Raw genomic sequence first — 12,714 nt, 5'->3', positions numbered from 1 at the left:
GGTGGAGATCGAAATAATCGGCCTCTTTCAGCAGCTGGTATGGTGTGCGTTCGGTACCGAAGGTATCGGTGCCGTTGATGACTATTGAAATTTCGCGAACGGTATTCCTGGGCAGATTTCCTGTGGCGGTTGGCTTGAGTCCCTTGTCGCCGATCTCGTCGGCAAGCGCCTCGAACAGCGCTGCTGCGGTGCAGTCCGGGTTTTGCGGAAGAACGTCGGCAACTGTGGCGATGTCAGGGGCTGCAAAAGGGGTGTTGAGAATACTGCGCATTTCTGCGGGCGACAAACCGGCAAAAGCATCGCGAGGCTTTGTGTTCTGCCGGATCATGAATTCTTGCATAAACTGATTGGCATCCTTGATGGAGCCGAACTCACGATGCTGTTGAGCCTCTTTCAGCGCCTGCATCACCTCATCCATGGGATTGCCCGACTTCCGGTTGTGCGGTCTGAAACAGCACTCGTCAAATGGTTTTCCGCTGCCACAGGGGCAGGGAAATGACTGATAGGTATTTTCGTTGATCATATCCCTTGAAGGTAGAACTATTCAAACTGGTCGAAGATGAAAAAACAGTCCGCTCGATTATTCCACGGGCCTCCATATGGCTCCATAGTTCTCGTCGTCACTGCCGATGCACATCCGGCTTCCTGCGATAGATTCGGCAGGCCCGCTCAGCGCCTCGATCTTTAGAGAACCGATAGTCCGCCAGATTTCAGGATGCCGGTCGGCAATAACAGGCAGGCTGAAATTTCCGGAAATCCTGCCCGGAGAGTAGATCACCGAAGTGAACGGTCCGTTATCGCCGTTGTCTTCTGCGGCCGATAGCCAGATTTTACCTTCAGGCGAGATGTACATGTCGCTGATATCGCGGTTCGCAAGTCTGTTTTTCCATTTGCCGGGAGCATTGACCTTCACCCCTTCAAGTCCCTTTCCGATGAACTGAAGCTCATGACGATCGATATCAAGAATCCCCCATCGAATAACGCCCTCCGGAAATCTTTGCGATCCACCTCTTTCGCCAAGCAGCAGCAATAACCTGCCGTCAATCCCTCTTATACAGGAAAGCCCCTCATACTGATCGCCAACCTGTTGCGGATTGTTATCGGCTAATACCGGCAGCTTCATGACGCCAAGAATTGCAGCCTGTTTTGTCGATGCGTTGAGGCGAAGATGAAACAGTCGTCCGCCCTTTCCCTTCCATGTTCCGGATTCAGCCATAAGATATTCTCCCGGACGCGAGGGAACCGGACAGAGCGCCTCGAGATCGCTCGCCCTGCCGTCTGCGTCCGGCCAGGAGTCAACCGTAACAGGATGGAAAACCGGGGCGGAGTCTGCCGACAGCGTGATGATCGACATTCTTGGGCCGTTTTCAAACGAGAGCGCATCGTGAACGACGAGCCAGGAATTCCCGTCGATCTGCGCCATTCCGCTGATGCCGGCGGCGGGTTGCTGCGATGTGACGTCGGCTGCCGGCTGAATTGTGCTGCAGCCGTACATTGGCAGCCAGAGCGGAAGCAATAGGGCGACGACGAGAAAGGGGAGATGAATCCTGCATTTCATAAGAGTAAGATCTCAGTTGTTCGACAAGTTGTTGTTACCCTCACCCATTGATAATGTATGAAAAAGTGCCGCTTCATATATTGCAACGATATCGTTAACCTCGGGTGTTCATGGCTTCCATCGATAACCCTTTTTACCGGCTGCGGATATGAAACCCTCGCTGATTTTGCTTCTGTTTTTTCCTGGCTGCGCCTGCCTTCGCAGGAGATGCCCGACCTTTTTCGGAGTGGATACCCAAAGGCTGGAAGCTCATTGCGCACACATCGGGAGATTTGAACAGGGACGGACTTGACGATGCGGTGCTTGTCGCAGAGAAGAGTGATTCCTCCAATTTCAGGCAAAACAGGGAGTCTCTCGGTGCATCGGTGCTCAATCTGAATCCGCGCCGTCTCATCATTCTGTTCAGAACGCCCGGCGGATTCGATAAAATTCTCGGCAGGGATGACCTGCTGCCGAGCGAACATGACGAAGAGGTCCCGTGCCTGGCCGATCGTCTCGATGGCGGAGGGGTTTCGATAAAACGGGGGAATCTGGTGCTCGAACTGCATACGTGGCTGAGCTGCGGCAGCTATGGGGTGAGGCATGAAACGTTCACGTTTCGTCCTGAAGGGGCGCGAATGCGCCTGATCGGTTACGACCGCTCGGAGTTTTCCAGGAGCAGCGGTGAACAGTCCGATTTCAGCATAAACTATCTTACAGGCAGGAAAAAGATCACAAAAGAATTGAACGCCTTCAGGGATTCTAAGCCGGAAGTTTCGTGGGAGAAGTTTCCCCTGCAGCGAAGGTTCTATCTGGACGACATATCCCTGGATTGTGATCCGACAGATCCGGTAAGCAGGAATAACTGGTGTCGGTAAAGTGGCACACAGTGAGACCCAGGGGTGCTGAAGCGTATCCTGAACAGGAAACTGTCACAGAAAACAGGATGCTGTATCGTGGCGTCCTGCAGTGGCGGCGGGGCCGTTTCCCTTTTTTATTTCGTTTTGGTTTTTCTACTTTAAAAAGTAAGCTGTTATTTCCTCTTTACTTTTCTGGCACTTCACGCAGTGCCTGTTGTATCTGAATTGTCGATGTGACGTTCGGTTTTTCAAATTGACAGGTATGCTTGCGGCACCATAATGCGTTCATTCCCGGCTGTGGGGATCATTGACGCTTCAGGCTTATCGGTATCTCCTGCCATGTTGGCACTTCATTATGCGACCATATCACAAAATCACGCTGGCCTATTTGCTGTTCGGCGTCATCTGGATTCTTGTTACCGATACAGTTGCCTATTATTCTGCCCCGCATATACAAGTCTTTGCATTGGTGGAACTTGTCAAGGGGTGGCTCTATGTCGTTCTGTCATCAGCAGTCATTTTCTATCTGACCAGAGAAGCTTTTCGGCAGCACGACGCAGCGAGCAAGGAAAAGGCGGAGATTTTTCATTCGACGATCAGGGGCGCGCATCATGTTCTTTTGAATTACCTCAATCAGATGCAGCTGGTGACATTGGAGGCAGAAAGGGTTGAGGGTTTTGATAAAGACATTCTGAAACTCTCTCAAACACTTTCCGAAGAAGCCGCCTTGGAGTTGAGGCGTATAGGAGAGATCCAGGATATTTCCTCAGAAGCTATAAATTCTGAAGTTTTCCGGAATCTGGGGAAGTAGTTCTAACACTGTCATGCACTCAACTTCTCCCGGATTTCTCCCGAGCTCAGGGATGGGACATCCTGCAGGTGTGACGCAGCGAAGAATCACACAGGATATGAAGGCGGTCCCTCTTACTCGGCGTGAGGGAGAAGGGGCTCACAAATACGCAGGGTCTGCTGAAGGGATACAATTTAGTTTTCAGGAGCAAAGTCAGGCCTCAGAAAGAGATGAACCCATAATCACAAAAACCAATACCGAAAGAAGCAAGGGGTGTGGCACAAGGTACACCAACGACGGAGCTTGAGCCGTTCGCCCACAGGTTTTTCGTGGATCGGAAGTATCAGATGAGTCACATCGCTTTTCCGGTCACAAGCGTCACGCTTTGCGACACGATAAACGAGGAAGGTAGTGTAAGCCTTGACCGTGTCGCCATTCCTCGCTCAAAGTGGAAATTCATATCGCAATACATGGGTTCCGAACGCAAGACGACGATACCCTTCGAGGAGCAAATCTACGACAACTTTGCCCTGAAACCAACAAAGCGTCTCAGGGATACCAGGCAGGGGGTGGTTGCTTTCGAAGGGTATGATAGCGGCTTCAACATGAGCTTCTTTTTTGTTTTCAGACAAGGACAGTGGATGCTCGTGCGGATGGAAGACCTGACTGATTAGGACAGAACCGTTTAGCCTGTCTGCAGTGAGACAAATGCTTATTGTTCGGCCAAGGGAAATGACTCAGGGCAAGAGCCTTGGAGAAAGGGTCCTTACAGAGAAAGCGCCGATGAGTTGGATAACAGCATCATTTTGCTGCAACGCCGTCCCCTGAGAACCCAGCGTGCAATTTTCACTGCACCGGGCTCAAGCCTTCGACAAAGGCGCCATATTATGTCACCCGGCAACAATCTCCTGTTGAGGTCTCATTACCTCTGTTTTTTCGAGTATCAAAGTACTCCTGCCACTCTGGATCGTAGGGGTTTGAAATGCTTATGATTTTGATATGCCGTCGGATCGGTGTGTCAGCTTCCGTAAAGAGCCGAAGCGCTTTACGCTTCTTGCTGTCTATCGTTACGGCAAATACCCGGGAACGAGCTATTACCCAATGGGCTCCGTTATTTGGATTTCGTTTTTTTGTCCAATCCCGGAGCATAACCTGGATTTATGCGTCTACACCAAAGCAAAGGTATTCATTGCTAAAGTGTGGCGATGGCAGTTTGCTCATTCCTGTAAGATCGGGTTGAGTAGCCCGATCAGGTTTTGCCGTTTTGTTAGCCCTTACTGAACTCGGGATGACCTATGTCCGTAACTGCGCATCTGCTCGGGATTTCAGCAAGGGGGATAAACCAGATCGTCAAACGGAGCGAACCGCAGGTTTACGTAGTTGTGAGTGTTATGCAGATTTACTTATTTGTAGTTGTAGCCACCCCCTACTTGATGCCGGGTTTTTTTTTCTGTTTCAGTGCGCCAAGTTTGATCCCCGCTCGTTTGCAAACGAAATTCGAAACCGCATCGGCAAGTGTTCCGGGAATGAGCGGATCAATCCCGCATTGAGGATCACCGGTCGCAACAACCCGCCCCGTCATCGAAGGGCCTGAGTAACATGATACATAAAGTGTTTTTTCCTCCCGTGCCGACGGGTCAAGTTCCTTCAGGCAAATAACCGTCTGAATCTGTTCAGTTCCGGTATCTTTTGGAGTGTCGTAGTCGAATCGGTACCAATACTTTATGTTTCCTGTCGAAAGCAGATCGATGGTTTCGGTATCGACATATGCCGTCGATCCGTCGCTGGCTTTATTGACATAAACCCATTTGGCCGCTTGTGCTGGGAGTGCGAGAAGGACGAGGGCCTCTGCTATCAGGAGCGCCTTGATACGTTTCATTTTCGGTCAGTTCTGTGTTTACTTTTGGGCACCTCTATACAGTTATTGCACGCCCAAATTGCTGCGTTGGTCGGTGCTCGAAATCCTCATACACTCCGGTTTCTCCGCTCCGTTCGCCTTGCACATTGATCGCTCATCATACGTTATAGAGGTGCCTCTTACCTATGAAGAGAAACAGGTTTCAAAAATCGGAGTTGTTCCCGACAGGGATATAGATTGAATCGAGGGGGGAACCGGCATTGGCGACCGGGGTTTCCTGCCCCACAGCCCCGCTCAAGGTCACTCAGCAGTATAATACGTTTTTTTATGGTAAGGAAGAGTGTTAGAAACGTAGATGGTGACCTTGTGGCGTTGATCCTTACGTTGAATTACTCTGCTGGTCGGATATTGCAATAAGGAGTTACCGGGAGATATGGTTGCCGGTTCTTTACTTGAGCGAAATATTCTGTACCTTTTTCGTAATAAGGTATTTGACAGGCTTCTCCTTGGTCAAGATACGGAGATCTGCTATGAGCAGTCAGGATATCCAATGGATTTAGCGCTGTAAACATTACGCTCAGGCATTCGGGCCGCTCGACAGGGCCGTCGAACTTGTCCGGTAGTGTCCGTTGAGTGAACTTGAACAGCAGGGCATGATCCGGTCTTTCGAGTACATCCACGAGTCCGCCTGGAAATACCTTGAAGGGTTTTCTGAAAAACAAGGGGACCCAGTTACGTTACAGGTCTGAAGATAATTCCAGAGAGTCCTTCAAACAGGGCTTGATTGAAGAGGGTGACCTTTGGATGGAGATGATCAAAAGCCGGAATCTGACATCGCATACGTACTCGCAGGAAAAAACCGAAGAAATTGGATGGCAATCAGCCGTCAATGTTGCCTGATTATCCGAACCAAAATCCGGAAAACCATGAACGAAACCATATCCACGATACTTATGCGGAGAAGCGTGCGCAGCTTTCGGCCCGATGTGGTCGGGCAGGCCGAACTCGACCAGATGATCGAAGCCGCCCGTCATGCTCCCAGCGCAATGAACCAGCAGCCGTGGCATTTCACGGCCATCCGGAATCCCGAACTGCTCCGGAAGCTCGAAGAGAACTGCAAAAGCGCCTTCCTCCAGTCGAATGTCGAAGCCCTGCGGGAAGTTGCAAAACAGGAGGGATTTTGCGTTTTCTACCATGCTCCGCTGATGGTCATTATCTCCGGCGACCCCGGCGCCATCGCTGCGCAATACGACTGTACCCTCGCCATGGAGAACATGATGCTTGCCGCTGCCTCGCTTGGTATCGGCAGTTGCTGGACGCATGCCGTCATGATGTTCCATGCCACCGAAAAAGGCAAGGCCATTTTCCGGGAACTCGGCGTCATATTCCCGGACGGTCACCAGCCATATGCAGCCGCCGTTTTCGGCTGGCCGGCGGAACCATACCCTGAAGCTCCGCCAAAAAAAGCGGACTGCTTCACCATCATGGAATGAGCACCATTTTCCAGGCCGAGTGTAAAGAAGAGAGATGATTTATGAAACGATGTGACTGGGCTGCATCAAGCCTTCCGGAAATTGCGTATCACGATGAAGAGTGGGGTTTGCCGGTTCACGATGACCGGAAACAAGTTAACTGCTGATACTGGAAGGATCCCTGGCAGGGTTGAGCTGGAAAACGGTGTTACGGAAAAGGGGCGCATATTGCGAGGCATTAAAGGAGTTCGATCAGGGAAGCGTTGCGTGCATGACCGATGTTGAACTATCGGGGAACAGTTGAAAAACCCCAGGATCGTTCGCAATCGCCTTTAAGTGTTTGCCGCGAGAAAGAGTTCGGCAGTTTTGATGCGAATGTCTGGCAGTTTGCCGGAGGAGAGCCGATAGATGGACAACGCAGTCCCGTCAGCGATGTTCCTGCACGGGCCGTCGAGAGCGACGCGCTTTCAAGGGGCCTCAAAAAACAGGCATGCAGGTTTGTTGGTTCTACCATCATATACACCTATATGCAGGCTGTTGGTATGGTGAACGATCATCCGGATTCATGCTATGGACAAATACCCCGGCGTAACCGTGTGGTCATTCACCACGAACGCAAGACGGAGCGGTTCACGCATCGATCAGCTTCTATCCATCGATCGGATGTTTTTTCGTAATTTTTTTCATATGCACTTTTTTTCCAACAACCATTGCAGGAGGCTCCCATGTCTGCATTCAGAATCTTTTTTCCCCTCGTTGTTTCGCTTCTTTGCGCCATGCCGATTCGCGCTGCAGAGAAACCCGCCCAGCAAACCGGTGAAAAGCTTGTCAGGCAGCTCTTCATCGACATGAAGTCCACAAACATTCCGGCGATCCAGAAGACCATCTCTCCGGCGTTTCAGTCAATTCACCAGGACGGGCCTCGCAACCGCGACCAGCAGATTGAACTTGTCAAGGGCCTCAAGATGGCGATGCCGGTGCTGGGTGATTTCGTTGAAACCCGCAGCGGCAACATTCTTATCGTGACCTATACGGTGAGCGCGGAGGAGTCTGTCGGCGGCAAGCGGCTGACCGGAAAGCCGGCACGCAGACTCACCGTGTTCCAGGAGACGCCCGAAGGGTGGCGCTGGGTAGCACATGCGAACCTGCAGATTATGCAGTGACCGTTTTCCGTATCCTGCGCAGCCTTCATCGACGTGACCATCAGTAAAATCCGGGGTCGCTGTCCCTCGATTTTACTGACCGGTTCCTGAAAGAATGGCCGTGCCGCTACATTGATAACATCCATGCTTCGGATTGCACGGGCAGTGCGTCTGCTTTCCGAAAACCTTCGCCCCAAACAGAAATACTGCATCATGAAAGAGATTCTGCCATCAGAAGATTCAGGAAATGGTCCATGTCGGGTTCAGATCCCGGATATTGGGATGGACTGCCGTGTGTTCGGCAGTGGTCATCCGCTGCTCATGATCATGGGTTACGGAAGTACGATGAACCTGTGGGAATCATCGCTGCTGGAAAGACTTTCGAAAAACTTTCGGGTCATCGTGTTCGACAATCGGGGGATCGGCGGTTCGGAAACGGGCACACAGCCTTTTTCCATCGACCAGTTTGCCGAGGACTGTGCCGCTCTTCTACAGTCACTGGGGGTGGGCTATGCGCATGTGCTTGGATGGTCGATGGGATCGCTGATCGCACAGGAGCTTGCCTTGCGCCATCCCACCCTTGTCAGCAAGCTGGTTCTCTATGCAACCCATTGCGATGCGAAGATGTTTCCGCCTTCGCCAGAGGTGCTGGCAACGCTCACCGACTTTTCAGGCACTCCCGAAGAGCGCGGCATGCGATATATCAGCGTACTTTTTCCCGAAAACTGGCTTCGGAGCAATGGCCCGCGTCTGAAGGAGATCTTTTATCGGCCCATGGGTCAGATTCCTGAGGAGAGTCTCGGCAGGCAGGCTGCGGCAATAGGAGAGTGGGGAGGAACAGCCGGTCGGCTCGGCGAGATAGCCTGCCCGACGCTTCTGGTTACCGGTGACGAGGATAAACTTGTGGTTCCCGACAATGCGCGGTATATGTCCGGAAGGATACCGCAGGCTGCACTGGCCGTTATCGAAAACGGCGGACATGGCCTCATGTTCCAGTTCCCCGGAATTTTCTGCGACAGCGTAACCGGTTTTCTCGGATAAGCGAAAGCCGCCGGATGAAACGTATTCCTGATAGCGCCATGGTTCCGCCGGGTGTTCTGCCGCCCGTTTGATGCTGACAGTCAACCCTCATTTTTTTCGTTCATGTTCCTTGAGTTGTCATGACCGGATGATTCAGGCCCAGATCTTGCGGGTTTGTACCGGTATGTAAAAAAAGGAGTGACAAATAAGGGGGCTCTTCCTTTATATTGTTCTTAAATGATTGCTTAGCTGGTTTACAGCCATAATTTGTTTGTTTTTTTATACGGCAAGCAACGAGATTTTTTTTGATTTAGGCTGATCGGTCTATACAATATTTGGTGACGCCATATGATGCAGTTGAGTGATCCGGGTTTAGAGCGCTGGTTTGAAGTGCATGTCGATGCTATCCGCAACGAGGTGCAAGGCGTTGCGCGCGTTTCGGCAGTCGATCGCAACTCCTGCATGATCAGGAATGAGCAGGGTGAAATTCCTGCCGAACTTTCGGGGAAGTTCCTTTTCAATGTCGAGTCGTCAGTCGATCTGCCGTGTGTTGGTGACTGGGTTGCCGCGCAGTATCACAATGACGGCACTTCGGCAATCATCCACGGGCTTTTTCCGAGAAAGACGTTTTTGCGCCGAAAGTGTGCCGGTACGGAAGTGGACTACCAGATGATAGCGGCCAACATCGATATCGCGTTCATTCTGCAGTCGTGTCACTTCGACTTTAATCTTGCACGACTGAACAGGTATCTGGTCATGGCGGCTGATGGCCATGTCGAGCCGATTGTCATTCTGACCAAAACGGACCTGATTTCCAATGCTGAGCTGCAAGAGAAGCTTGCGGCAGTTCGAGAGGCAGGTATCACCTCCAGGGTGATTACACTCAGCAACCTGACTGGCTCAGGATTCGACGAATTCCGCCGGGTTCTGCAGCCGGGCCGGACATATTGCCTGCTTGGGTCCTCCGGAGTCGGCAAGACGACATTGATCAATCGTCTCGCCGGACGGGATGATCTCAATACGAAAGCTGTTAGCGGCACAGGAGAAGGTACTCACACGACAACGCGCCGGCAGCTTTTCGTTCTTGATGAGGGTGTCATGTTCATCGATACGCCGGGAATGAGAGAGTTAGGCTTACTGGGCGCCAGCGAGGGGATAAACAAGGGGTTCGAAGATATTATCGAGCTCTCAATGGCATGTCGCTATGCCGATTGCAGCCATACAATGGAATCGGGTTGCGCGGTTCTCGCTGCAATCGAAAGCGGGGAGTTGAGTCGGGGTCGCTATGCAGGTTATCTGAAACTCAGGAAAGAGTCGGAGTACCATGAGCTGTCGTACCTCGGCAAACGAAAAAAGGACCGGGCGTTCGGACGCTATGTCAAGACGGTGAAGAAGGATATGAAACGATGGGATGGTTAGGGGGATTCTGTGGGAAATTACTATACTTTGCAGCAAAAAGTCATTTCATGGAACCTATTGAAAAAGGAAACAGCATGAGCGAACTGCCGAATTGTCCGAAATGCGACTCGGAATATACCTACGAAGTCGGGCTCCTTTTGACCTGCCCTGAATGCGCCCATGAATGGAGCAAGTCGGAGGTTTCTGCGACGGAGGCCGTTCGCGTCTGGAAGGATGCGAATGGCAATATCCTGCAGGATGGCGATAGTGTGACGGTGATCAAGGATCTCAAGGTCAAGGGTTCGTCATCGGCTATCAAGGGAGGGACGAAGGTAAAGAACATACGCCTCATCGAGGGTGACCACGACATCGATTGCCGGATCGACGGATTCGGAGCGATGCAGCTGAAGTCCGAGTTCGTCCGCAAGGTCTGAGACTGCACAATCCGGAGAACCGGAGTGACCGTATCTATTTCTGCTTTTTGCTGGTGATCATGATAGGCCGGTAGGTCTCGAAATTTTCCAGAATCGTACAAAGCCCCCTGCTGACCGTGGTCTCCGGTTCGTCACAGATCGTAACGGCAAGTCCGGTATCGGCCTGAATTTTTTTGTCGATTCCGGTCAACAGCGCTCCACCTCCCGTCAGATACATGCCGCGTTCGAGGATATCGACGGCGATGTCCGGTTTGTCGGCAAGCACCTCGATGCTTTTTTTGATTGCTGTGACGATCTCCTGCAGCAGTGTAGTTATGATTTCCCTGATGGTAACGGAACTTATTTCCTGTGTTTCGGGAAACCCTGAAAGAAGATTGAATCCTTTGACGGTCAGCCGGCAATCGTTATCGATCTTCCCGGAACACGTGGCCAGTTTCAGCTTGATCTGTTCTGCGGCATAATCGCTGATTGCAAGGTTGTTGTTCTCTCTCAGGTAACGGATGATCGCATTGTTGATCTGATTGCCTGAAACGGCAAGCGACTCTCCCGAAACAATGCCCCCAAGCGATACTACGGCTATTTGCGCGGAGCCCGCACCGAGATTGACGATCATCTTTGCGACTGATTCGACCGGGTTGATGCCGGCACCGATCGCTGCAGCTATCGGCTCTGAAATCAGACAGGTTTCTTTTGCGCCAAGATGCTCTGCCATATCAAAGACAGCGCGCTTTCCCACTTCCGTTATGCCAAGGGGTATGCTTATGGCAAGCCTGTGGATGCCGAACAGAGTTCGGGGCCTGATGGTGTGCAGGAGTTCTCTGATCAATTTCAGCACAGCGTCATAATCTGCTATAATACCTTGTGTTACGGGCTGGATCGTCTGGATGCCCGGATGCATTTTCTGGTGCATGTTGAGGGCTTCGTGCCCAATGGCGATCAGTTTGCCTGAATCACTTTCAACTGCGACAATCGTCGGTTCGTTGACGACCATTCCTTTGTCCTTTATGCACATCAACGTGTTTGCCGTCCCGATATCGAGGCCAAGGTCAATGGTGGTTTCTATATTCAAAACGTTTGCGAAAAGCGTCATGGTCTGGTTGATTTGTGCTTCCGGATGTCTGTACAGTGTTGTGACCGGTTTATGTCCGTTTGCTATGCTTCTCTATTGTTGCCTGTCTGTGGCTGGTTTATATAAATAATATGAGAAGCGTTTTTCCATGGTTATTGTTTCGTTTCCTCTTTTGCTGCGAGCTCGCGGTAGAAATCCCCGAGATGGTGCGTTCCGGTGGCCGGGGCGACGTTGTCGAGTCCGCTGACCGAGACCGCGAAGGCAAGGATGCTCGCCAGCGGTTTGTTCAGGAAGCCGGTGACGAAGAGCGCGGCGTCTCCGACCCACATGGGGATGTGCGTGATCCAGGTGTTTTTGCCGACGGCTTCAAACGCCATGTCGACGGTTTCATTAAAGGTATAGGTGCCGGGTCCTCCCGCGCAGATCTCCTTTTCGCTGCTTTCCACAGCATCGACACACACCTTCGCAAGGTCCGCCCCGTGGATGGGGTTTACGTGGTTTTTGCCGTCGCCAAGCATGAACATGTGCCCCGAGCGCGCTGAAGCGAGAAACATGCCCATGTCGGAAAAGAAGCCCGTGGGACGGATGACGGTGCTGGGCATGGCGGACGACTGCAGGTCGTGCACGAAGAGTTCGTGGGCTTTCACGATATCCACGTCCATCATTTTCTCTGCGTTGAAAACCGAGATGTAGATGAACTTTTTCACGTCGTGGGCAAGTGCATCCTCGAGGAGGGCCCGGTTGCCCAGATGATCGATCTCTTCGCTGGTGACGCCGTCCTGCGGTTTGGTGAGTCCCATGCATGAAAAGACGATATCGACGCCCTTGCATACCTCTTTCAGCGATGCCCGATCTGTGGCGTCTCCTCTGACCATTTCGTCTACCAGCGAGGAGACCGCAGGCTCGAGATTGGGGCCATCGGTTGCAAGCTTTTCCGGGTTTCTTACGAGAGCGCGGACCGCATAGCCCCGCTCGACGAATTCTTTTACCACATACCTGCCGAGATAACCCGACGCACCCGCAACCAGCACTTTCTGTTTGTTCATGATCGTTAGTTGTTTTTTTTACCGCTCTTTTCCCTCATTGCAGCCCTAACCGCAGCGAACGGCTAATTGTTCAGGCCAGGGCACCTCT

17 protein-coding genes are annotated in these 12,714 nt (G+C 51.8%); 12 read left to right on the top strand and 5 right to left on the bottom strand.

Annotation, left to right across the window (positions count from 1 at the left end; translation table 11 throughout):
* Window positions 1-523, bottom strand: a 523-nt coding sequence (locus K9G39_RS06480) for an SEC-C domain-containing protein (protein WP_292004116.1), incomplete at its 3' end; no start/stop codon positions are given.
* A gap of 57 nt (window positions 524-580) precedes the next feature.
* Entirely contained in the window at window positions 581-1,558 is a 978-nt protein-coding gene (locus K9G39_RS06475) for a hypothetical protein (RefSeq protein ID WP_292004115.1), read from the bottom strand.
* Window positions 1,559-1,830: 272 nt separating this feature from the next.
* Here K9G39_RS06475 and K9G39_RS06470 point away from each other — a divergent pair, with 272 nt between their 5' ends.
* The 3 genes from K9G39_RS06470 to K9G39_RS06460 all read left to right on the top strand — a co-directional run bounded on the left by K9G39_RS06470 (window position 1,831) and on the right by K9G39_RS06460 (window position 3,861).
* A complete protein-coding gene (locus K9G39_RS06470; protein ID WP_292004114.1) occupies window positions 1,831-2,415 on the top strand; it encodes a hypothetical protein in 585 nt (194 codons plus the stop codon).
* Between the two features lie 337 nt (window positions 2,416-2,752).
* Window positions 2,753-3,208: a hypothetical protein gene (locus K9G39_RS06465; RefSeq protein WP_292004113.1), complete on the top strand. Its 456-nt coding sequence runs from the start codon at window positions 2,753-2,755 to the stop codon at window positions 3,206-3,208.
* A gap of 254 nt (window positions 3,209-3,462) precedes the next feature.
* Window positions 3,463-3,861, top strand: coding sequence for a hypothetical protein (locus K9G39_RS06460; protein ID WP_292004112.1), 399 nt, complete (start codon window positions 3,463-3,465; stop codon window positions 3,859-3,861).
* Window positions 3,862-4,613: 752 nt separating this feature from the next.
* Here K9G39_RS06460 and K9G39_RS06455 read toward each other — a convergent pair.
* On the bottom strand, window positions 4,614-5,066 hold the full coding sequence (locus tag K9G39_RS06455; RefSeq protein WP_292004111.1) for a surface-adhesin E family protein: 453 nt from the start codon (window positions 5,064-5,066) through the stop codon (window positions 4,614-4,616).
* Between the two features lie 678 nt (window positions 5,067-5,744).
* Here K9G39_RS06455 and K9G39_RS06450 point away from each other — a divergent pair.
* The 9 genes from K9G39_RS06450 (at window position 5,745) to K9G39_RS06420 (ending at window position 10,511) form a co-directional block, all read left to right on the top strand.
* Window positions 5,745-5,945: a nucleotidyltransferase substrate binding protein gene (locus K9G39_RS06450; RefSeq protein ID WP_292004110.1), complete on the top strand. Its 201-nt coding sequence runs from the start codon at window positions 5,745-5,747 to the stop codon at window positions 5,943-5,945.
* Window positions 5,946-5,971: 26 nt separating this feature from the next.
* The gene (locus K9G39_RS06445; RefSeq protein WP_292004109.1) at window positions 5,972-6,538 is read left to right on the top strand and encodes a nitroreductase family protein; all 567 of its coding nucleotides are present in this window, start codon (window positions 5,972-5,974) and stop codon (window positions 6,536-6,538) included.
* A gap of 41 nt (window positions 6,539-6,579) precedes the next feature.
* Window positions 6,580-6,684 carry a DNA-3-methyladenine glycosylase I gene (locus K9G39_RS11165; protein WP_363319366.1) on the top strand — a complete coding sequence of 35 codons (105 nt, stop codon included), beginning with the start codon at window positions 6,580-6,582 and terminating at the stop codon, window positions 6,682-6,684.
* Window positions 6,685-6,722: 38 nt separating this feature from the next.
* Window positions 6,723-6,821 carry a hypothetical protein gene (locus K9G39_RS11160; RefSeq protein ID WP_363319367.1) on the top strand — a complete coding sequence of 33 codons (99 nt, stop codon included), beginning with the start codon at window positions 6,723-6,725 and terminating at the stop codon, window positions 6,819-6,821.
* Complete coding sequence (locus K9G39_RS06440; RefSeq protein ID WP_292004108.1) at window positions 6,796-7,194, top strand: DNA-3-methyladenine glycosylase I; 399 nt, start codon at window positions 6,796-6,798, stop codon at window positions 7,192-7,194. The genes K9G39_RS11160 and K9G39_RS06440 overlap by 26 nt, the downstream gene beginning before the upstream one ends.
* Window positions 7,195-7,242: 48 nt before the next feature.
* Entirely contained in the window at window positions 7,243-7,680 is a 438-nt protein-coding gene (locus tag K9G39_RS06435; RefSeq protein WP_292004107.1) for a nuclear transport factor 2 family protein, read from the top strand.
* Window positions 7,681-7,941: 261 nt separating this feature from the next.
* Window positions 7,942-8,700 carry an alpha/beta hydrolase gene (locus K9G39_RS06430; RefSeq protein WP_292004106.1) on the top strand — a complete coding sequence of 253 codons (759 nt, stop codon included), beginning with the start codon at window positions 7,942-7,944 and terminating at the stop codon, window positions 8,698-8,700.
* A 327-nt stretch (window positions 8,701-9,027) separates the two neighbouring features.
* The gene (rsgA, locus tag K9G39_RS06425) at window positions 9,028-10,098 is read left to right on the top strand and encodes a ribosome small subunit-dependent GTPase A (RefSeq protein WP_292004105.1); all 1,071 of its coding nucleotides are present in this window, start codon (window positions 9,028-9,030) and stop codon (window positions 10,096-10,098) included.
* 74 nt (window positions 10,099-10,172) lie between these two features.
* Window positions 10,173-10,511 (top strand): zinc ribbon domain-containing protein YjdM, encoded by a 339-nt coding sequence (locus tag K9G39_RS06420; protein ID WP_292004118.1) that lies wholly within the window; start codon window positions 10,173-10,175, stop codon window positions 10,509-10,511.
* Between the two features lie 34 nt (window positions 10,512-10,545).
* On the opposite strand, the gene K9G39_RS06415 is transcribed toward K9G39_RS06420, so the two are convergent.
* Window positions 10,546-11,601, bottom strand: a complete 1,056-nt coding sequence (locus K9G39_RS06415; protein ID WP_292004104.1) for a rod shape-determining protein — start codon at window positions 11,599-11,601, stop codon at window positions 10,546-10,548.
* A gap of 131 nt (window positions 11,602-11,732) precedes the next feature.
* Entirely contained in the window at window positions 11,733-12,626 is an 894-nt protein-coding gene (locus tag K9G39_RS06410; RefSeq protein ID WP_292004103.1) for an SDR family oxidoreductase, read from the bottom strand.
* Between the last annotated feature and the right edge of the window lie 88 nt (window positions 12,627-12,714).

The organism is Chlorobium sp., assembly GCF_021740465.1.
Classification (GTDB): domain Bacteria; phylum Bacteroidota; class Chlorobiia; order Chlorobiales; family Chlorobiaceae; genus Chlorobium.
The sequence above is the reverse complement of the archived record's forward strand: the minus strand, read 5'-3'. Positions and strand labels throughout refer to the sequence as shown.